Here is a 20,196-nt window from a genome sequence, read left to right as displayed (position 1 = left end):
TTTCTTTTTCTTCTTCCCTTTTTTTCCTTCGATCACGGTGAGGTGCGGGGGATTGCTTCGATGTCCGTTCGATCGTTTGGACAACTTCGTGACATTCGAACCCGGCTTCTTGTGTTTCTTATTCTTCACGGATGCGGAAGGTTTGACTTGAGGTCCACGGTTCCCTTGCATCCGTTTCTTAGAGGCTTGAGCGGTTTTACGATAGCGCATATCCTCTGGGGACATACGTCGTCCGATGAAAACGCGGTAGATCACATAAAAGACTAACCCGAATATCCCGATGAACAACAATTGTCTAAATAATCGACCGGGATCGGTGGCGAGCATATGCCCGACCCCGATGAAGCCTAAGATAAACACGATTGTTGCAGCGGTTGAACCAATTCGTTGTCTGATCATGGTGCTTCCTCCTCTTATCCCTCTCTATGAATGACCGATTCTCCTAACTCTTTACGTTCCCATGTCTCGAATGCTTCGATTGCGACTTGAATCTGTTTATCGCTCGGCTCTCGAGTCGTCAATAGCTGGAGTGACAGACCCGGTTTTCCGAGGAATGAAAGAAAGCGATGTTCACGGAAACGGTTGGTGAATTGTAGGACTTCAAATGAGATTCCGATGACGACAGGTAAGAGCGCAATTCGGCTGACGAGTCGTAGCCAAAGCGGATCGATTGGGACGATCATGTACACGCCAATCCCGACGAAAACGGTGAACAAAATAAAACTCGACCCACAACGGTAATGAAGACGTGAGCTCTTTCGAACTTGTTCGACCGTAATCGGACGTCCGGACTCGTAACAGTTGATGACCTTGTGTTCAGCCCCATGATATTGGAAGACGCGTTTAATGAGTGGCGTCAACGATATCAGATAGAGGTAACTGAGCAACAGTACTAATTTTATTCCCCCTTCAAGGAGGTTTTGAACCACGTGTCCGGAAAATAACGGCACGTCTTGAAACATCGAGGCAAGAAGAGCTGGGGTCACGTTAAAAATCAACTTCCCAAAGACATAAGAAATCACACCGATGATGGCGATGAAGGCAATCATCCACATGCTCTGCTTCTGTTCCTCGTTCGTACTGACATCTTCACTCGGGTCGACGTCATAACGATCGCTTGCAAAATTCATATGCGCTGATCCGTTCTTCAAGGATTCATATAAGGCGACAATCCCTCTCAAAAACGGTACCTTTTTCAACGATTGGACCCACGGGACGAGGATGCGCGCTTGCTCGAACGTTTCGATGGAACCGTCTTTTCGCCGAATGGCGGATGCGCTCTCGGAGCGGCCTTGGAACATGACGCCTTCCACGAGTGCCTGTCCTCCGACAGGAATGTTTGGTTTAGAATTCATTCACTTTCCTCGATTCTTACAGAGTTGTACTTGAATTATACCGCGATTTATAAAAAAAACGAAAGGGCGGAAGGCTCGATTCACGTTCTTTCGATAAATTTGTTACAATAGATAAGACTTGACGAACGAGGGGGAAGAAGATTGCAGATTCTAGTGTTGAATGGTCCGAATTTAAATTTATTGGGTCGCCGTGAACCGAACGTGTATGGGGACGTGTCGTTAAAAGGTCTAGCTGCCGAATTGATGCTTGCTGCACCGGATGACGTCGAACTCACTTTCATTCAATCCAATCACGAAGGAGCGTTGATTGATGCGCTACATGACGCCTACGACTATGATGGTGTCATTTTAAACGCGGGTGCTTATACGCATACATCGATCGCGATTCGCGATGCCATATCTGCAATCGCTGCCCCGGTCGTTGAAGTACATATCTCGAACGTGCATGCCAGAGAAACATTTCGCCACGAGTCAAAACTCGCAGGCGTTTGTTTAGGTGTCATTACCGGCTTCGGGCTGACGAGTTACACGTTGGCATTGCATGCACTAATCGAACATTGGAGGAATCGACATGATTGAACGCGTAAACAAACTGCAAGCACAGTTAGAGGCAAACGAGATTGACGCATTGCTCGTCACAAAACGAGAGAACATCCGTTACTTATCAGGCTTCACTGGATCAAGCGGTGTGATCGTCATCACGGCGAAATCTGCAAGCTTTATCACAGACTTCCGTTACACGGAACAGGCGAACGATCAAGTAAAAGGGTATGACATCATTGAACTTGATACGTCACTCATCAAATCGGTAGCAGATGTTGTGTCACGTGAGTCAATCGCACGCCTTGGAATCGAGCAAGACGCGATGACAGTCGGTCAATATCGCGCTTATGAAAAAGAAGTGGATGCAAATCTGATCGAGACGTCTGGAATCGTTGAAAAACTGCGCTTGATTAAGGATGAATCAGAGATTAAGATTATGAAGGAAGCTGCGGCAATCGCTGATGCAGCGTATGCACATATCCAGACATTCATTCGTCCGGGTCGTACCGAGAGAGAAGTCGCAAACGAACTCGAAATGTTCATGCGCTCAAAAGGTGCTGATTCGTCATCGTTCGATATGATCGTTGCCTCTGGTCTCCGCTCGGCACTTCCGCACGGCGTTGCGAGCGATAAGGTCATTGAATCTGGCGAACTTGTCACACTTGATTTTGGTGCTTACTATAAAGGGTACTGCTCAGATATTACGCGTACACTCGCGGTCGGACCGATTTCGGACGAGTTGCGTCAAATCTATGACACAGTGCTTCGTGCCCAACTCGCTGGTGTGGAAGGTACACGTGCTGGCATCACAGGGATTGAAGCTGACGCATTGACACGAGACATTATCAAAGAAGCAGGATATGGTGAGTACTTCGGCCACTCGACAGGTCATGGTCTTGGCATGGAAGTGCACGAGGCACCTGGATTATCATTCCGCTCGGAAACAGTACTCGAGCCAGGGATGGTCGTCACGATTGAACCGGGTATTTACATTAACGGTGTCGGCGGTTGCCGAATTGAGGACGATGTCGTCGTTACGGAAGACGGATGTTACCGTCTGACGCAGTCGCCAAAAGAGTTAATTACGATTGAGGCTTGAGTCTCGTCTGAATTTAGGAGGAAATCAACATGGTATCAGTTAACGATTTAAAAACAGGATTGACAGTCAAAACATCTGACGGTTCGATTTGGCAAGTCATCGAATTCCAACACGTAAAACCAGGTAAAGGTGCAGCATTCGTTCGTACAAAAATGCGTAACTTGCGCAACGGAGCGATCCAAGAAACAACGTTCCGCGGTGGAGAAAAAATCGAGCGTGCGCACATTGAGCGTAAGCGTATGCAATATCTCTATCCAATGGGCGACACGTATGTCTTCATGGACAATGAATCATACGAGCAACTTGAGTTGACGAGCGAACAAGTGAAAGCAGCGCTTCCTTACTTGCTTGAAAACATGGAAGTCAGTATCGCGGACTACAATGGTGAGATTCTTGGAATCGAGCTTCCGACGAGCGTGGTGTTGACAATCATCGAAGCAGACCCAGGCGTCAAAGGGGACACAGCATCGAACGTGAAGAAAAACGCGACAGTTGAAACAGGTCATGTGATTCAAGTACCACTTTTCATCGAGCCAGGTGAAAAAGTGACGGTTGATACACGTACTGGAGAGTTCATGGGTCGTTACAACGGTTAATCTGAGAGAGTGTTCATTCGAATGAATGGGCACTCTTTTTTTCTCGTTGCATTCATTGGTCTGACCAGTTATAGTGAAGAGGAGATTAGTACCAGGTATAAACAGGGGGTAAGAAAGATGCAAATCGATCAAATCAAAGAGCTCATTCAACTATTGGACCAGTCAACGGTTCATGAAATGGAGCTTGAAACATCTGATTTCAAACTGTCATTAAAGAAAGAAGCGCAAGCGGTCATGAGCGCGCCTGTGATGCAGACACAAGCAATCACGCCACCTGCGCCTGCTCCTCAAGCAGAAGAACATAAAGAACAATCGACGCCAGAACAAGCGTCTTACCGTACAATCACCTCTCCAATGGTCGGAACGTTTTATTCCCGTCCAGCTCCGGATAAAGAAGTCTTCGTCAACGTAGGTGATCGAGTAGAGTCAGGACAAATCGTCTGTATTCTAGAGGCGATGAAACTGTTTAACGATGTCGAAGCGGAAATCAGTGGCGAAATCGTAGAAGTGCTCGTCGCAGATGGCGATCTCGTCGAATTCGGTCAACCGCTCTTCAGCGTGAAGTGAGGTCGTTATGAAATTATTAATCGCTAACCGTGGAGAAATCGCGGTTCGAATCATACGTGCTGCAAAAGAATTGAATATTCCGACGGTCGCTGTTTTTTCAGAAGCAGACCGTGAAGCATTACATGTTCATTTGGCCGACGAAGCATACTGTATTGGACCAAATCCGTCCAAAGACTCGTATTTGAACATTCCAAACATCTTGTCGGTCGCCTGTGCCGTGGACGCGACGATGGTGCACCCTGGATACGGATTTTTAGCTGAAAATGCTGAATTTGCCGAGATGTGTGAGGCGTGTGGCATCCAATTCGTCGGACCGAGTAGCTATGCCATCCGTAAGATGGGAATCAAGGATGAGGCCAAACGAACGATGATTGAGTCAGGTGTGCCGGTCGTCCCGGGTTCTAGCGGTGTCGTCACAGATGAAGAGGCCGTAGAACTCGCGCGCGAGATGGGCTATCCGGTCATTATCAAGGCGACGGCAGGTGGTGGGGGACGCGGTATTCGGGTCGCCCGAAACGAAGACGAACTCATCCAAGGGTTGGTTGCGACACGCAAAGAGGCGAAGCAGGCGTTCGGTAACGGAGACGTGTATCTCGAGAAATTTATCGAGTCGTTCCGTCACGTAGAAGTGCAAGTTCTTGCTGACCAAGTCGGGAACGTGATTCATTTAGGCGAGCGTGATTGCACGATTCAACGACGGATGCAGAAGCTCGTTGAAGAAGCGCCATCACCTGCGATTGACGAAGCAACACGTCAAATGATGGGAGATGCGGCAGTCAAAGCGGCGAAAGCGATTCAATATTCTGGAGCGGGGACAATCGAGTTCATCTATGTTCCAGAATCCAATGAGTTCTATTTCATGGAAATGAATACGCGGATTCAAGTCGAACACCCGGTCACGGAGATGATCACCGGATTCGATCTCGTGCAAGCACAATTAGAAGTGGCACTTGGGCATCCGCTCGCCATCTCTCAAGAAGACATCACGTTCTCTGGGCATTCGATTGAATGCCGGATCAACGCAGAAGACCCGTTCATGGACTTCCGTCCGATGGCGGGGAAAATCGATCAATACATCGTCCCAGGTGGTATGGGCGTTCGGGTGGACAGTGGTCTATATGCAGGAGCGATGATTCCTCCGTTCTACGACTCGATGGTCGCCAAATTGATCGTACATGCGCCGACGCGCGACGAGGCGATTTTAAAGATGTTACGCGCTTTAGACGAGTTTACGGTTTCGGGAATCAAAAACGACGATTCCGTTCCATCAACAAGTGATGGCACATGAACAGTTCCGAATCGGTACATTCGACACGAAATTTGTCGAAAAAGAAATGTCATTGGCGAAATAACAACAACCAGGAAGCCCGAACATTATTTCGGCTTCCTGGTTTTTTGTACTGAATTTATGAGTGCTTTATGCTAAACTATCACAATGAAAGCATGTAAAAGGAGAGTAACTGAATGAAACGTCATGAAGCACGAGAGAAAGCGATTCAAACGCTTTTTCAAATCGAAGTATCTAAATTAGAGGTGGACGAAGCCATCGAATTCGCATTGGACGGGCAAGAGTCTGATCCGTTTTACGAACAACTCGTCACAGGAACGCTAGAGCATCAAGAGGATATTGACGCTTTGCTCGTCGAAAACTTGAAAAACTGGCGCTTGGATCGCCTAGGGAATGTCGAACGTACGATTTTACGTATGGCGACGTTTGAATTGCTATACGTTGAAACGATTCCGGAGAACGTCACCATCAACGAGGCGGTCGAACTCGCGAAATCGTTCGGAGACGAAGAAGCCGGTAAGCTCGTGAATGGCGTACTCGGCAACATTATTAAAGAAGACTAAAAAATAGAGATAAGACACCAGACCAACTACAGAAAAACCTAAAGACAACGGGGGATGAGAGAGATGGCAGTAGTGATCGACGGGAAACAAGTGGCAGCATCATATCGAGAAACGTTAAAAGAGCGTGTGACAGCACTTCGTGCACGCAACATCGTACCGAAATTGAAAGTAGTATTGATTGGGGATGACCCAGCAAGTCATAGCTATGTACGCGGGAAAGAACGGGCAGCACAAGAAATCGGAATCGATTCACAAGTGCTCCGTTTTGATGAAACGATTAGCGAGAAAGAATTGCTCGACTTGATTGACTTGATGAATGAGGATGAGGAAGTACACGGGATTCTCGTGCAACTCCCACTACCAAAACACATTGACGAATCACTAGTCATCATGCGTATCTCTCCTGAGAAGGATGTTGACGGCTTCCATCCTGAGAACGTCGGAAAGATGATGCTCGGTCTTGATACGTTGCTTCCATGTACACCACACGGCATTTTGCATCTCGCAAAGACACAAACTGAGATTGCTGGGAAACACGTCGTGGTCGTCGGTCGCAGTCAAATCGTCGGAAAACCAGTCGGCATGTTGTTCTTGAATGAATCTGCTACGGTCACGTACTGTCACTCGAAAACGAAAGACCTTGGAGAAATGACAAGACAGGCTGACATCTTAATTGTCGCAGTTGGGCGTGCAAGTCTCGTTACTGCAGACATGGTCAAACCTGGTGCGCTCGTCATCGACGTCGGCGTCAACCGTGTCGAAGGACGTCTCGTTGGCGATGTCGACTATGAGGCCGTTAAAGAGAAGGCGAGTGCGATTACACCGGTTCCTGGCGGTGTCGGTCCGATGACGATCACGATGCTTATGCATAACACGGTCGAGGTAGCGTCACGTGGCTAATCCACTTCCGGTCTCCGAAGTTGTTCGATATGTGAAGCGACAACTCGATGATGATGTCTTGCTTCGACAAGTCGCAGTCATCGGTGAGATCTCGAATTTTAAACGCTATTCATCTGGTCATTGTTATTTCACCTTGAAAGATGATGCGTCCCGCATGAAAGCCGTCATGTTCTCTCGAGATGCGAAACAGCTTCAATTCGAACCGAAAGATGGAATGAAGGTCATCGCCGTCTCAAGAGTGACTATGTATGAAGCGACCGGTGACGTTCAATTGTACGTCGAACTGATGCGTCAAGACGGAATCGGTTTATTATACGAACAGTATGAGGCGAGAAAACGTGAACTTGAGGAGAAGGGTTGGTTTGATGCAGACCGAAAACAACTCCTTCCGACGTTTCCTGAGCGGATTGGAATTGTCACATCTCCGAAAGGTGCAGCGCTACATGATATCGCGACTACACTTCGGCGTCGTGCGCCCCACGTTGCCATCACATTTGCCCCTGTAGCCGTACAGGGCGAAATGGCTGCCCCACAAGTGGCATCTGCCATTCGGTGGATGAATGAACGGACCGACTGTGATGTGCTCATCGTCGGTCGTGGTGGCGGCTCGATTGAAGAATTGTGGGCGTTCAATGAGGATGTCGTGGTCGAAGCCATCTATGCGTCGACCATCCCGATCATCTCTGCTGTCGGTCATGAGACGGATTATACGCTCGCTGATTTTGTCGCAGATGTTCGGGCGGCAACTCCGACAGCGGCGGCTTGACTCACAGCGGAAAGATTTAGAGCGTCTTGACAACCATCTGCATAAAGCCGTTAGGATTCAACTCGATGATTCTCGGAATCGTGTAGAGCGAATGATCAACAGTTATGGCCTGAAATCACCACGATATACGATTTCTCAAAAACGAGAACGGTTTGCTCAGTCGGAAATCCGCCTCGAGCAAGGGGTGAAACGACATCTTACCGAAGCGACTCATCAGCTCCGTCAGTTGTCACAACACCTTGATGTGAAACGGTTCTCAAAAACCTTGTCGCAACAAGGAGAACAGGTCAATCAAATGGTCGATCGACTTCGTCGGACGAAACCATTAGAACAATCAAAACGACAATTTGCGCAACAGGTAGGAAGATTGCATGCGGTCAGTCCGCTCGCCGTCCTATCACGGGGCTACACCTTCATTGAACAAGATGGAGCATATGTGCAAAATGTGAAAGAATTACGCGATGGGAACATCTCGATTCGTTTTCGGGACGGTCATGCTGTCGCTGAGGTGAAGGAGAGGATTGTTGGTGACGAAAAAAGAACAGACGTTTGAAGCGGCACTTGAACGACTCGAACAGATTGTCGCGCAACTCGAAACCGGTGACGTACCGTTAGAGGAAGCGATGACTTTATATGAAGAAGGTGTCCGGTTATCTGCTTTGTGCCAGACAAAACTCTCGGCCGCTGAAAAGAAAATGGACGAAATACTAGAGTTAGACGGTACCCTTCGTGAAAAAGGGGGATCTGCATGAATCGCACGGATGATTTGAACAAGTGGAAGCGAACTGTCGAAGAGTCGATGCGTTCGCTCATTGAGACGAGTGACATGCCGTCGCGACTTCGCGATGCGATGGTCTATTCTTTAGAAGCGGGCGGAAAAAGAATCCGCCCCGCGCTTGTCTATGCTGTTCTAGAAACGTACGGTGTACCACTCGAGCGAGGCAGTGAGGTTGCGGCGACGCTCGAAATGGTCCATACATATTCACTTATTCACGATGATTTGCCGGCGATGGATGATGATGATCTTCGCCGAGGTCGACCGACGAATCACCGACAGTTTGATGAGGCGACTGCCATCTTAGCAGGGGATGCGCTTCTGACGGATGCGTTTCGCATTCTCGCACAAATGTCGCTCCCTGCTGAAGAAATCGTCGAAATCATCCGCGTTTTCGGTCTAGCTGCCGGTAGCTCTGGCATGGTCGGCGGTCAGTTGGACGATATGCTTGCTGAGAAACGGAGTGACGTCACGTTACAGGAACTTCAGTCGATTCACGAACGAAAGACGGGTGCACTGCTCGTCTATGCGCTTGAAGCAGGTGGAATCCTTGCCGGTGTATCGGAGGAAGATCGAACACAATTAAAACAGTTCGGCCGACACCTTGGCATCGCATTTCAGATCCAAGACGATATTTTAGATGTCGTCGGGGACGAGCAGACAATCGGGAAACGTGTCGGTTCGGATGAAGAGAACGAAAAAACGACGTATCCGAAACTGCTCGGATTAGACGGGGCGAAGCGTGCGCTCGATGCAGAAGTAGAGGCAGCGACCTTTGCGATTGAGTCACTTTCGATTCAAGCTCCGCTATTATTAGACTTGTTGGCGTTTGTGGTGAAACGAAATCATTGACCCCGGTGACACGATGAGCACATCGTGTCACCTTTGTTTTGGGGAATGTGTGGCATCTACCGTCACATTCTTGTAAAATGTAAGGTACGAATCAGTAAAATGTGAGGAGAAAGGATGGTCATTATGGACTTGACATCCATTCAAGACCCGTCATTCCTGAAAAGGATGTCTGTAACCGAACTCGAATCACTCGGCTCAGACATTAGACGATTCTTGATTGAAAAATTGGCAGTGACGGGAGGGCATTTAGCGCCAAACTTAGGAGTTGTGGAGTTGACGCTAGCCCTGCACCGTGTATTTGACAGTCCGAAAGACCAACTTGTATGGGACGTCGGTCATCAGGCGTACGTTCATAAAATTTTGACAGGACGTACGAGCCAGTTTGATACCCTTCGACAATACAACGGATTATGTGGTTTTCCTAAACGTTGTGAGAGTGAACATGATGTATGGGAGACTGGCCACAGTTCGACGTCGCTTTCAGCAGCAATGGGGATTGCGATCGCAAATGAGTTAAAAGGACGCGCGAATGATCGTGCCATTGCCATCATCGGCGATGGAGCATTGACTGGAGGAATGGCGCTCGAAGCATTGAACCACATCGGTGCCGAGAAGCAGAATGTCATTGTCATCTTGAACGACAATGAGATGTCTATCGCGCCGAACGTTGGGGCGATGCATAATATGCTCGGTCGAATCCGTGCGTCACGTAAACTGAAGCATGCACGTGAAGAGATGGAATCAATCATCAAGCACATTCCACTCGTCGGCAATTCACTCGAACGAAGTGGGGAGCGAGTAAAAGATTTATTGAAATCTGCACTCATTCCAGGCACATTTTTTGAAGAACTCGGTTTCACTTACTTTGGACCGACTGACGGCCATGATTTGAAAGACTTGCTTGAGACACTCGAATATGCGAAAAAAATCGATGGACCGGTTCTCGTTCATGTCATCACGAAAAAAGGGAAGGGTTACCGTCCCGCTGAGTTAGACGGTGTTGGAACGTGGCACGGTTTAGGACCTTACAAGATTGAGTCAGGCGAAGTGATCAAAGGGAAGCCAAAAGGACCGAGTTATTCGAAAGTCGTCGCAGAGACGATTACGAAAGTGGCAGAGTCGGATGAGCGGGTGACGTTGATCACGCCTGCAATGAGTGTCGGTTCGAAACTTGACTGCTTCACGAAAAAATTCCCGGAACGCATGTTTGACGTCGGGATTGCCGAACAGCATGCGGTAACGCTAGCGGGAGGTCAAGCGACACAAGGTTTAAAACCGGTCGTCTCGATTTACTCAACATTCTTCCAGCGTGCGTACGATCAACTCGTCCATGACATTTGTCGTCAAAACTTGAACGTTGTATTCACGATTGACCGTTCAGGACTTGTCGGGGCAGATGGAGAGACGCACCAAGGTGTATTCGATATCGCCTTCATGCGTCACGTACCGAACATTCGGATTTTGATGGCGAAAGATGAAGAAGAGTTACAACAACTTGTTTACTCCGCGCTTCGTTATAATGATGGACCGATTGCAATCCGCTTCCCTCGTGGCGAAGGGATTGGCGTACCAATGAGTGATACGCTCCAAGAAATCTCGCTCGATGATTGGGAAGTCGAGGCGGAAGGAACGGATGTCGCCATTTTGACGTTCGGACCACAAGTTCAAGATGCTTTGGAAGTACGTTCATTATTAGAAGGCAAGCTCAGTGTGCGTGTCATCAATTGTCGCACGATCAAACCGCTCGATGATGCAATGCTCACTTCTTTATATGCAGAAGGCATTCCGCTCGTGACACTTGAAGAAGCAGCACTCGCAGGTGGCTTTGGAAGCAGTGTGTTAGAACATGCGAATGAAACAGGAGCGTTCCCGCGGATTCAACGCCTCGGGATTCCAGACCGATATATCGAGCACGGCGGTGTTAACCAACTTTTAGAAGAGATTGGTCTCCGACCAGCCCAAATGGCGGAATCGATTGAACGGTTCGTGATGGAGACAAATCGACAGAATGTGTGAGGGATTATGGAAAAAAGAACGAAAACAAGATTAGATGTACTACTCGTCGAACGCGGTCTCGCTGAAACACGAGAGAAGGCGAAACGGGCCGTCATGGCCGGTCTTGTCTACAGCGGGACCGAACGTCTGGATAAAGCAGGCGATAAAGTGTTTGACGATATCCCTCTTGAAGTGAAAGGTCAAGTTCTACCGTACGTCGGACGAGGCGGACTTAAGCTTGAGAAAGCTCTGCAAGTATTCCCGCTCGACGTTCAAGACCGCGTGGGGATTGATATCGGTTCCTCTACGGGAGGATTTACAGACTGTGCGCTTCAAAACGGGGCGACACAAATGTATGCGGTCGATGTCGGGTACAACCAGCTCGCCTGGAAGCTTCGTAGCGATGATCGCGTCATCGTTATGGAACGGATGAATTTCCGTCATGCGACAGCCGATCAATTCCCGGTCAAACCAGATTTTGCGACGATCGATGTTTCTTTCATCTCACTTCGTCTCATGGTGCCACCTCTTAAAACGATTTTAAAGCAGGAGGGTGTCGTTATGGCGCTCGTCAAACCTCAATTCGAAGCCGGTAAAGCCGACGTCGGGAAGAAAGGGATTGTACGAGACCGTGACGTACATGAGCGAGTGGCGAGTGATATGGTTCGCTATTTTGCATCGGAAGGGTTCTTCGTCGAAGGATTGGACTACTCCCCGATCACGGGTGGAGACGGAAATATTGAATTCCTCTTATTCGCCCGTTATACGGGAGTAGGTGGAGTCGAACCATCCCTTCAAGTCGAAGACGTGGTGGATGCGGCACATGCCAAACTAAAGGGATGAGCAATGGCTACAGGCAGATTTGTCTGTAGCTTTTTCTTATCGACGAAGAAGAGATGGGGAATGGTGGAAATACCCACTGGAATGCTAGACCTTTTTTCGACAATACTTTAGAATGATAATGTGTATGTGAAACGAAGAATGAGGTGTCAGCGCTTATGAATAAAGGACAGCGATTGATTAAAATTCGAGACATCGTGACGAATCGTGAAATCGAAACGCAAGATGAATTAGTAGACGAACTTCGTCGCTTAGGATATCCCGTCACACAGGCGACTGTATCTCGGGATATTAAAGAGTTACATTTAGTGAAAGTTCCTTTGAATGACGGACGATACAAATACAGCTTGCCTGCGGATCAGCGTTTTAACCCATACGGAAAAATGAAGCGCATCCTCGGTGACAGCTTCGTCTCGGTCGACTCAGCTCAAAACTTGGTTGTCATGAAAGTACTACCAGGTAACGCGGATGCAATCGGTGTCTTGATTGACCATCTGTCATGGGACGAATTGATTGGAACAGTTTGTGGAGATGACACGATTCTCATGATTGCTCGCGATGAGGAGAAAGCGAAACAAATCATCGATCGACTACTCGGAATGTTATGAGGTGAAAGTACGTATGTTGGCAGAACTATCAATCAAACAGTTTGCGATTATCGACGAATTAAACATTCCGTTTAATCGGGGCATGACCGTTCTCACGGGTGAGACAGGTGCCGGTAAATCGATTTTGTTAGATGCGATTGGGTTGCTTGTTGGAGGACGTGGATCGAGCGAATTCGTTCGTTATGGTCAAGATAAGGCCGAAATTGAAGGAATGTTCATGGTTGAATCGGATCATCCGGTCATTGAGGCGGCCGAACAATACGGCATCGAAATCGAGGACGGGACAGTCATTTTACGCCGAGACTTACATAGTAGCGGGAAAAGCGTCTGTCGTGTAAATGGGAAGATGATGCCACTCTCCACGCTACGTGAATTCGGTCGCTTGCTTGTCGATATTCATGGTCAACATGAGCATCAACACTTGATGGATTCAGAATTTCACTTAGGCATTCTCGATCATTATGCCGAAAAGGAAATTGGGCCATTACTAGAGGAGTATCAGACAGCGTACGCATCTTGGAAGCAAGTCGCGGATGAACTGAAGCGACTCAGCCAAAGTGAACAAGAGCTTGCACAGCGCATGGACTTATTATCGTTTCAAACGAAAGAAATTGAAGCGGCTGAACTAAAAGCAGGTGAAGAACAGGCGTTAATGGAAGAACGGGATGAATTAGCGAACTTTGAACGCATTCATCAACACATTCGCCTGTCTTATGAGGCGGTCGCGGAAGATTCGAACGGACTTGACCAAATTGGGGTCGCAATGCGCGAGATGGAAGAAGCTTCTCAATTGTCCTCTTCTCTCGCATCTGTGTCAGAAACAATCTCGAATGCTTATTATTTGCTCGAAGATGCGAAATTTCAGTTACGAGACCAACTCGACTCACTTGAGTTCGATCCGATTCGGTTAGATGAAATCGAGTCGCGTCTCGCACTGTTCCAACAGCTTAAGCGGAAATATGGCACGACAATCGAAGAAGTCATCGCTTACGGTGAACAAGTATCCGATGAATTGAAATCGATGACGAATCGTGAGGAGTTGCTGCAAACACTGTCAGAAGACCTTGTCCGATTAGAGAAAGTCGCAAAAGAGGCAGGCGAACGACTGTCAGCGTCACGTAAAGCGGCGGCTGAGTCGCTTCAGCACGACATCCATCGAGAATTAAAAGAATTATATATGGAGAAAACAGCGTTTGAAGTCCGATTCCGAACGACGCCATTAAAACAAGACGGTCTTGATGATGTCGAGTTTTATATGATGACGAACGTCGGGGAACCATTCAAGCCACTTGCAAAAGTGGCTTCAGGTGGTGAACTTTCCCGTGTCATGTTAGCTCTTAAATCAATCTTTTCCCGCACGGTCGGAGTCGCCTCGATTATCTTTGATGAAGTCGATACAGGAGTATCAGGGCGTGTCGCACAGGCGATGGGAGAAAAAATCTTTCGTCTGTCTGTCGGGTCGCAAGTGTTATGTATCACGCACTTAGCTCAAGTTGCTGCAATGGCAGATCAGCACCTATATATCACGAAGACGGAAACAGACGACCGGACGAAGACAAACGTTGCCACTCTCGACCGCGAGAGCCGGATTGACGAGCTAGGTCGAATGATTGCTGGTATTCAAATGACAGACTTGACGAAGCAACACGTTGAAGAGTTGCTCGAAATGTCACAGCAAGTAAAACAGAAGTTCATCAAAGGAGTGTCATAAGTGATTACATTATGTATTGCGGACGACAATCGAGAAATCGTCGATTTGTTGAGCCGACAACTAGAATCTGAGCCTGATCTCCGTGTCGTTGGAACAGCGCACGATGGTGAAGCGTGCTTGGAGGTCGTCAAGACACACCAACCGGATGTACTCTTACTCGACATTATCATGCCGCATTTGGATGGAATCGGAGTATTGCAACGTTTACATGAAGAGCTCGGCGATGATAAGCCAGAAGTGATCATGTTGAGTGCGTTCGGAAAAGATGAAGTGACGAAACAAGCGGTTCAATTGGGTGCCTCTTACTTTCTCGTCAAACCTTTCAATATCCAACAACTGTTGACGAAAATTCGTGAGTTGTCGGATGGTGCGAATCGCGAATTCGAAGGAATGTCCCCAGATGAAATTGAAATTTCGCTCTTGCTCCAACAGCTTGGGATTTCTCCTCGAATTAAAGGGTTCAAGTATATCCGTCAAGCCGTCATTTACGTACGCGAGCGTCAAGATTTGCTTGGATTGATTACGAAAGAATTGTATCCGATGGTCGCAAAAGAGCATGATACGACTTCGTCACGTGTAGAGCGGGCGATGCGTCACGCCATCAAGACGGCGTGGGAGAATGGCATGCGCGACCATGAGATGTTTGAAGGGCGACCTGAGCGTGAACGGAGTCCGAAGAACTCGGAGTTCATTTCGTATTTCGTCACCTACTTGTCGTTTAAAAGTAATTGAATCGTTCAGAAGGACTAAGCCGTTTGATGGCTTAGTCCTTTTTGTAAAATAATTATTAAAAAATTTATTTACTTTATGAAAGAAAGCGCTTGCAAAACGAGAGTGTTTTGTTATAATAAAGGTGTACCAAGTTACTTGGACAAGCGTCAGATGAACGCTTTTCAAACTTGTTCCGGAGCAATGTTTGAAGAAACAAAATCATCTCGGTTCGCTATCCGACAATAGCTCAGAGGTGGGAACGACATCTCAAGTCGTTAATGTCCCGACGTGAGGTCGCGACAGTCGCTCATTCGCGAGACGATTCTATCATCAACTCGAAGCTAGGGGTTGGTATAGGAAAAACAAATCGTTCAGTTAACCAAAAGGAGTGTTGTCAACCGTTGAACAGTTTATGGCAAGCGTTCGACTTCACGATGGATGGTTGGACATGATCCGATAACTAAAAAAGTTAGTAACTCGAATGGAAACGTTCCGTTCACGCAAGACGGCAGTTACTAAAGTTCTTTCATACTTCTTCATTAAGAAGACGTTGGATCTCATGTCAAAGGAAGTAAAGCAGTTGGAAAGGAGATCATCCGTAGTGATCACAATTCAATACGAATAAAAGGTTCCGCACTTGAAATGAAGTCAAGTTAGGGAACCTTGTTGTACTTTACCTGTTTTTTTGTCGCGGTTAAATATATAGCCAGCTACAAATCCGATCCCGCCCATGGCGAGCAGAAGTCCGAATGTCCCCTGCAACATGGAGGCGGCAGCGAGTGAATCAATCCATGTGAACGGTCCACTCGTCTTCAAAAAGAAGCTATCACGAAGTAATTTGATTCCGTAAACACCGAGTAAACCAGGGACGATTAAGATTAGAAGCGCGATGAAACGCATGCAATCTCCTCCTTTACCATACATTATTTTAACAGAAATTCAGTCATTCCACACTGTCTATTTTTAGTCGGCTTGCGCATCATGTTCGGATTCAGTAGCATGAAGATGAGAAGAGAGAAAGATGGGGGAATTCTTATGAACAAACGATTGATGATTGTCGGGGCAGGAAAAGGGGGAACTGAAGTCCTGAACATGTTGATGGACTCTCCGCTTGCTACGATTGTAGCGGTCGTGGACTCCGATGCATCAGCTGAAGGGATGGCACTTGCCAAAAGTTGTGGCATCGCCGTGACGGATAATTGGACGAAATATGCGGATGCATCATTAGACTTTGTCATTGAAACGACAGGGCAGCATCAAACGTTTGAAGAGTTGAAGGATCATTATCAAGACGCAGTTGTGTTGCCGGGAGAGTTTATTCGGATCGTTGTCGAGCGATTGAAACAGAATCAACAGATGCTTGAGGCGATCATCGAATGTACGAGTGAGGCGATTTCGGTAGCCGATCATCACGGCAACACCATCTTGATCAATCCTTCTTACACACGGTTGACGGGATTCAAAAAAGAGGATGTCGTCGATAAGCCTGCCACTGCCGACATCGGGATGCAGGAGAGTGTACATTTGAAAGTATTATCGACGGGGCAGGGGGTCCGAGACATTCGGATGCAAATCGGGGCGACGCGACGAGACATTCTTGTGAACGCCGAACCGATCATCGTTGAGGGGAAATTGCGAGGCTCGGTCGGCGTCATTCGCGACGTGTCTCAAATTCGTGCGCTGCGTGATGAACTGCAGGAAGCGAAAACCCGCATTCGAAATCTAGAGGCAAAATATCAGTTTGCCGATATCATCGCGACAAGTGATACGATGCGATTCGTCATCGATCAAGCGAAATTGGCAGCTGTGACACCGGTGACGGTATTGATTCGCGGGGAATCGGGAACAGGAAAAGAACTGTTCGCCCATGCCATTCATGGGGAGTCCCCTCGGAAATTCAAAAAGTTTATCCGGGTAAACTGTGCGGCCATTTCACCTACACTTCTTGAAAGTGAACTGTTCGGCTATGAAGATGGCGCGTTCAGCGGTGCGAAGCGTGGCGGAAAGACCGGTTACTTCGAGGAGGCAGACGGCGGCTCGCTCTTTTTGGACGAAATCGGAGAACTGCCACTTGATGTCCAAGTGAAGCTTCTGCGTGTCCTTCAAGAAAATGAGATTGTACGAGTCGGGGGGACAACGGCGATTCCGATTGATGTTCGCATCATCGCTGCGACAAATGCCGACCTTGAACAGAAAGTGGCAGACGGGGCGTTTCGTGAAGATTTGTATTATCGCATCAATCGAATGCCGATCCATATCCCTCCCCTTCGTGAACGGTTGAATGAACTCGAGGCACTCTGTGATCGAATCATTCGAAAGTTGAATCAAGAATATGGTCGGAGTGTACAAGGAGTGGATGAAGATGCCATCGTGCTCCTAAAAAGTCAGCATTGGAAAGGGAACGTCCGAGAACTTGAGAATGTGATTGGTCGGGCGATGATTTATATGGCGAGCATGGAACAATGGATTGCTCCACATCACTTACAATTATCACCTCGCACGCCAACTCAGAAAGTCGTCGAGTCTCGAACGCTCCATGAAGCGGTAGCGAAATATGAGCGCGATTTGATTGAACGAACAATCGAAGAAACTGGTGGAAATAAGTCAGAAGCTGCTCGTCGTTTAAAAATTTCGATTCGGACTTTATATAATAAATTAGAAACCACGCAATAAAATGCATGAACTTTTATGCATGGTAAGCAATTATTTGCATGGTTACCTGCATAATAAAGCGCTTACAATTTAGGAAACAAACTTGCTTATGTTATAGTGTAGAGAGCAAGGGGGGACAATGATGAATTTTGAACGGATGCTGACGAACGCAAAACAACTAGAGGGTTGTACGGTATCCATTGCGGGGGCAGCGGATGAAGAAGTAATCCGAGCCGTAAAACTTGCCACAGATCATGGATTGTCACGTTTCATTTTATTTGGTGAAGCCCGGGAAATCCGAAAGTTATGTGAACAGTATGGAATCGATGAGTCAGACGTCGATATTTTACATGCAAAAGGTGATGTAGAGATTGCCAGACGTGCTGCACTAGCCGTGAAAAACAAAGAGGCGGATGTGCTCATGAAAGGGATGGTGTCGACATCGACATTCATGAAAGCCGTTCTCAATCGAGAGGCCGGTCTTCGGACGAACCGGACGCTCAGTCATATCGCATTATTTCAAATTCCAAATCGGGAAAAATTGATTGGTGTGACCGATGCTGCGATCCATATCGCACCATCGCTCGAAGAAAAGGTTGAAATCATTCATAATGCGGTAGAGGCGATGCATGACATTGGTTACGAATCGCCAAAAGTCGCAGCGATTGGGGCTGTTGAGGTTGTCAACCCTCAGATGAACGCGACGCTCGATGCCGCGTTGCTCAGTCAGATGAATCGTCGGGGACAAATCAAAGGCTGTATCGTCGATGGACCGCTCGCCCTTGATAACGCGGTCGATATGGTCGCAGCGAAACAAAAAGGAATTAATAGTGAAGTGGCGGGGCAAGCAGATTTATTAGTCGTACCATACATAGAGGTCGGCAACGTCCTTTATAAATCAATCATGTATTTCGCAGAGGCGAGCGTTGCGGCGATTGTCGTTGGCGCATCTGCCCCTGTCGTGTTGACGAGTCGTGCCGATACAGCGGAGGCGAAACTTTATTCCCTCGCATTCGCTTTGTTACATGCCAAAAACTAATCGTACTTAACAGGAGGAATTGATCATGATGGAAACAAACACAGAACCACGCTTCCGTATTTTTGATGTCTTACAATCTGAGGATTACGAACAAATCGTATTTTGCCAAGACCAAGCGTCTGGGCTAAAAGCAATCATTGCGATTCACGATACGACACTCGGTCCAGCACTCGGCGGACTTCGTATGTGGAATTATGAGTCAGAGCAAGAAGCGCTCACAGACGTGTTGCGTCTCGCAAAAGGAATGACTTATAAAAATGCTGCAGCCGGACTCAACTTGGGTGGTGGGAAGGCTGTCATCATTGGGAATGCCAAGACGGATAAGTCAGAAGCTCTCTTCCGCGCATTCGGACGTTACGTACAATCACTCAGTGGACGTTACATCACGGCTGAAGATGTAAACACAACGGTTGCTGACATGGACTTCATTCACATGGAGACAGATTACGTCACAGGAGTCAGCCCTGCGTTCGGTTCAAGTGGTAACCCATCACCAGTAACGGCGTATGGCGTCTACCGCGGTATGAAAGCTGCTGCGAAATGGAAGTTCGGAACAGACTCACTCGCAGGGAAAACGGTTGCCGTGCAAGGTGTCGGTAACGTAGCCTACAACTTATGTCGTCACCTCCACGAAGAAGGCGCGCATTTGATTGTGACAGACATCAACGAAGAAGCGCTCAAACGTGCAGAAGCAGACTTTGGTGCGACGGTCGTCAAACCAGATGAGATTTATGCAGTCGAGTGTGACATTTTCGCTCCATGTGCACTCGGTGCAGTCATCAACGACAAAACGATTCCACAATTGAAAGCTCAAATCGTTGCGGGTGCCGCAAACAACCAATTGGCTGAAGATCGTCACGGGGATGTACTTGACGAGAACGGGATCCTCTACGCGCCAGACTTTGTTATCAACGCTGGAGGTGTCATCAACGTCGCGGACGAACTTGAAGGTTACAACCGTGAACGGGCAATGAAGAAAGTCGAACTCATCTATGACAACATGATGCGTGTCTTTGAAATCGCGGAGCGTGATGGAGTACCGACGCACGTGGCGGCTGACAAGATGGCCGAAGAACGGATTCACATGATGGCACGTTCACGTAGTCAGTTCCTTAAAGTTGAAAAAAGTATTCTAGGGAGACGCTAAGATGACAAAACGGCTAATTCTTGCGATCAACCCAGGGTCGACCTCGACAAAAGTTGGATTGTTTGATGGGAAGGAAGAAGTGATGACACGTACGGTCCGCCATGAGATTGACGTGACCGGTCTCAGCCTTCCTGAGCAGTTACCTCATCGTGAGCAAGAAGTGCGTGCCTTGTTAGAAGAGACTGGCAT

Annotated in this window: 21 protein-coding genes and 2 pseudogenes; 20 read left to right on the top strand and 3 right to left on the bottom strand. The window is 47.8% G+C overall.

The genetic code is table 11. The features are described from left to right. Together ON063_RS11545 and ON063_RS11540 are read right to left on the bottom strand one after the other, a co-directional pair. Positions 1-399, bottom strand: a 399-nt coding sequence (locus tag ON063_RS11545; protein ID WP_274665235.1) for an SA1362 family protein, incomplete at its 3' end; no start/stop codon positions are given. 14 nt (positions 400-413) lie between these two features. Beyond that, complete coding sequence (locus ON063_RS11540) at positions 414-1,355, bottom strand: DUF1385 domain-containing protein (protein ID WP_274665234.1); 942 nt, start codon at positions 1,353-1,355, stop codon at positions 414-416. Positions 1,356-1,496: 141 nt separating this feature from the next. Here ON063_RS11540 and aroQ point away from each other — a divergent pair, with 141 nt between their 5' ends. The 16 genes and pseudogenes from aroQ to spo0A all read left to right on the top strand — a co-directional run bounded on the left by aroQ (position 1,497) and on the right by spo0A (position 15,190). Further along, positions 1,497-1,934 carry a type II 3-dehydroquinate dehydratase gene (gene aroQ, locus ON063_RS11535; protein ID WP_274665233.1) on the top strand — a complete coding sequence of 146 codons (438 nt, stop codon included), beginning with the start codon at positions 1,497-1,499 and terminating at the stop codon, positions 1,932-1,934. After that, complete coding sequence (locus tag ON063_RS11530; RefSeq protein WP_214784012.1) at positions 1,930-2,997, top strand: M24 family metallopeptidase; 1,068 nt, start codon at positions 1,930-1,932, stop codon at positions 2,995-2,997. Before aroQ ends, ON063_RS11530 begins: the two co-directional genes overlap by 5 nt. A gap of 29 nt (positions 2,998-3,026) precedes the next feature. Then, positions 3,027-3,593: an elongation factor P gene (gene efp, locus ON063_RS11525; RefSeq protein ID WP_214692975.1), complete on the top strand. Its 567-nt coding sequence runs from the start codon at positions 3,027-3,029 to the stop codon at positions 3,591-3,593. A 117-nt stretch (positions 3,594-3,710) separates the two neighbouring features. Further along, on the top strand, positions 3,711-4,160 hold the full coding sequence (gene accB, locus ON063_RS11520) for an acetyl-CoA carboxylase biotin carboxyl carrier protein (RefSeq protein ID WP_274665232.1): 450 nt from the start codon (positions 3,711-3,713) through the stop codon (positions 4,158-4,160). A gap of 7 nt (positions 4,161-4,167) precedes the next feature. Beyond that, a pseudogene (gene accC / locus ON063_RS11515) lies at positions 4,168-5,512 on the top strand (acetyl-CoA carboxylase biotin carboxylase subunit). A gap of 112 nt (positions 5,513-5,624) precedes the next feature. Continuing rightward, a complete protein-coding gene (gene nusB / locus ON063_RS11510; RefSeq protein WP_214692966.1) occupies positions 5,625-6,011 on the top strand; it encodes a transcription antitermination factor NusB in 387 nt (128 codons plus the stop codon). Positions 6,012-6,074: 63 nt separating this feature from the next. Next, complete coding sequence (folD, locus tag ON063_RS11505; protein WP_274665231.1) at positions 6,075-6,911, top strand: bifunctional methylenetetrahydrofolate dehydrogenase/methenyltetrahydrofolate cyclohydrolase FolD; 837 nt, start codon at positions 6,075-6,077, stop codon at positions 6,909-6,911. After that, positions 6,904-7,677, top strand: a complete 774-nt coding sequence (gene xseA / locus ON063_RS11500; protein WP_274665230.1) for an exodeoxyribonuclease VII large subunit — start codon at positions 6,904-6,906, stop codon at positions 7,675-7,677. Before folD ends, xseA begins: the two co-directional genes overlap by 8 nt. Further along, entirely contained in the window at positions 7,643-8,230 is a 588-nt protein-coding gene (locus ON063_RS11495) for an exodeoxyribonuclease VII large subunit (protein ID WP_274665229.1), read from the top strand. Before xseA ends, ON063_RS11495 begins: the two co-directional genes overlap by 35 nt. Then, positions 8,205-8,429, top strand: coding sequence for an exodeoxyribonuclease VII small subunit (gene xseB / locus ON063_RS11490; protein WP_214820211.1), 225 nt, complete (start codon positions 8,205-8,207; stop codon positions 8,427-8,429). The genes ON063_RS11495 and xseB overlap by 26 nt, the downstream gene beginning before the upstream one ends. Beyond that, on the top strand, positions 8,426-9,304 hold the full coding sequence (locus ON063_RS11485) for a polyprenyl synthetase family protein (protein ID WP_214820209.1): 879 nt from the start codon (positions 8,426-8,428) through the stop codon (positions 9,302-9,304). The genes xseB and ON063_RS11485 overlap by 4 nt, the downstream gene beginning before the upstream one ends. Positions 9,305-9,427: 123 nt before the next feature. Further along, positions 9,428-11,320 (top strand): 1-deoxy-D-xylulose-5-phosphate synthase, encoded by a 1,893-nt coding sequence (gene dxs / locus ON063_RS11480; RefSeq protein WP_274665228.1) that lies wholly within the window; start codon positions 9,428-9,430, stop codon positions 11,318-11,320. A 6-nt stretch (positions 11,321-11,326) separates the two neighbouring features. Next, positions 11,327-12,142, top strand: coding sequence for a TlyA family RNA methyltransferase (locus tag ON063_RS11475; RefSeq protein ID WP_274665227.1), 816 nt, complete (start codon positions 11,327-11,329; stop codon positions 12,140-12,142). Between the two features lie 155 nt (positions 12,143-12,297). Next, positions 12,298-12,747, top strand: a complete 450-nt coding sequence (gene ahrC / locus ON063_RS11470; RefSeq protein WP_214748051.1) for a transcriptional regulator AhrC/ArgR — start codon at positions 12,298-12,300, stop codon at positions 12,745-12,747. A 13-nt stretch (positions 12,748-12,760) separates the two neighbouring features. Then, the gene (gene recN, locus ON063_RS11465; protein WP_274665226.1) at positions 12,761-14,458 is read left to right on the top strand and encodes a DNA repair protein RecN; all 1,698 of its coding nucleotides are present in this window, start codon (positions 12,761-12,763) and stop codon (positions 14,456-14,458) included. Further along, a complete protein-coding gene (gene spo0A / locus ON063_RS11460; RefSeq protein ID WP_214748058.1) occupies positions 14,459-15,190 on the top strand; it encodes a sporulation transcription factor Spo0A in 732 nt (243 codons plus the stop codon). 627 nt (positions 15,191-15,817) lie between these two features. On the opposite strand, the gene ON063_RS11455 is transcribed toward spo0A, so the two are convergent. Beyond that, on the bottom strand, positions 15,818-16,069 hold the full coding sequence (locus ON063_RS11455) for a DUF2627 domain-containing protein (protein WP_274665225.1): 252 nt from the start codon (positions 16,067-16,069) through the stop codon (positions 15,818-15,820). A gap of 135 nt (positions 16,070-16,204) precedes the next feature. Between ON063_RS11455 and ON063_RS11450 the strand changes: the two genes are divergently transcribed. From ON063_RS11450 to ON063_RS11435, 4 genes and pseudogenes are all read left to right on the top strand, one after another. After that, the gene (locus ON063_RS11450; protein ID WP_274665224.1) at positions 16,205-17,842 is read left to right on the top strand and encodes a sigma-54 interaction domain-containing protein; all 1,638 of its coding nucleotides are present in this window, start codon (positions 16,205-16,207) and stop codon (positions 17,840-17,842) included. A gap of 121 nt (positions 17,843-17,963) precedes the next feature. Further along, positions 17,964-18,860: a phosphate butyryltransferase gene (yqiS, locus tag ON063_RS11445; RefSeq protein ID WP_274665223.1), complete on the top strand. Its 897-nt coding sequence runs from the start codon at positions 17,964-17,966 to the stop codon at positions 18,858-18,860. A 25-nt stretch (positions 18,861-18,885) separates the two neighbouring features. Continuing rightward, positions 18,886-20,007, top strand: a complete 1,122-nt coding sequence (locus tag ON063_RS11440) for a Glu/Leu/Phe/Val family dehydrogenase (RefSeq protein WP_214782426.1) — start codon at positions 18,886-18,888, stop codon at positions 20,005-20,007. A 1-nt stretch (position 20,008) separates the two neighbouring features. Beyond that, positions 20,009-20,196, top strand: a pseudogene (locus ON063_RS11435) (butyrate kinase); the annotation flags it as partial.

It is taken from the genome of Exiguobacterium sp. B2(2022), assembly GCF_028823655.1.
GTDB lineage: Bacteria > Bacillota > Bacilli > Exiguobacteriales > Exiguobacteriaceae > Exiguobacterium > Exiguobacterium aestuarii_A.
Note: the sequence above shows the minus strand (reverse complement) of the source record. Positions and strands in the feature narration are given on the sequence as shown.

What these genes read in the sequence shown, in the direction of transcription:
- ON063_RS11540 (WP_274665234.1), bottom strand. Translation starts at nt 1,355, where the DNA reads ATGAATTCTAAACCAAACATTCCTGTCGGAGGACAGGCACTCGTGGAA.
- efp (WP_214692975.1), top strand. Translation starts at nt 3,027, where the DNA reads ATGGTATCAGTTAACGATTTAAAAACAGGATTGACAGTCAAAACATCT.
- accB (WP_274665232.1), top strand. Translation starts at nt 3,711, where the DNA reads ATGCAAATCGATCAAATCAAAGAGCTCATTCAACTATTGGACCAGTCA.
- nusB (WP_214692966.1), top strand. Translation starts at nt 5,625, where the DNA reads ATGAAACGTCATGAAGCACGAGAGAAAGCGATTCAAACGCTTTTTCAA.
- folD (WP_274665231.1), top strand. Translation starts at nt 6,075, where the DNA reads ATGGCAGTAGTGATCGACGGGAAACAAGTGGCAGCATCATATCGAGAA.
- ON063_RS11495 (WP_274665229.1), top strand. Translation starts at nt 7,643, where the DNA reads ATGTTCGGGCGGCAACTCCGACAGCGGCGGCTTGACTCACAGCGGAAA.
- ON063_RS11485 (WP_214820209.1), top strand. Translation starts at nt 8,426, where the DNA reads ATGAATCGCACGGATGATTTGAACAAGTGGAAGCGAACTGTCGAAGAG.
- dxs (WP_274665228.1), top strand. Translation starts at nt 9,428, where the DNA reads ATGGACTTGACATCCATTCAAGACCCGTCATTCCTGAAAAGGATGTCT.
- ON063_RS11475 (WP_274665227.1), top strand. Translation starts at nt 11,327, where the DNA reads ATGGAAAAAAGAACGAAAACAAGATTAGATGTACTACTCGTCGAACGC.
- ahrC (WP_214748051.1), top strand. Translation starts at nt 12,298, where the DNA reads ATGAATAAAGGACAGCGATTGATTAAAATTCGAGACATCGTGACGAAT.
- recN (WP_274665226.1), top strand. Translation starts at nt 12,761, where the DNA reads ATGTTGGCAGAACTATCAATCAAACAGTTTGCGATTATCGACGAATTA.
- ON063_RS11455 (WP_274665225.1), bottom strand. Translation starts at nt 16,069, where the DNA reads ATGCGTTTCATCGCGCTTCTAATCTTAATCGTCCCTGGTTTACTCGGT.
- ON063_RS11450 (WP_274665224.1), top strand. Translation starts at nt 16,205, where the DNA reads ATGAACAAACGATTGATGATTGTCGGGGCAGGAAAAGGGGGAACTGAA.
- yqiS (WP_274665223.1), top strand. Translation starts at nt 17,964, where the DNA reads ATGAATTTTGAACGGATGCTGACGAACGCAAAACAACTAGAGGGTTGT.
- ON063_RS11440 (WP_214782426.1), top strand. Translation starts at nt 18,886, where the DNA reads ATGATGGAAACAAACACAGAACCACGCTTCCGTATTTTTGATGTCTTA.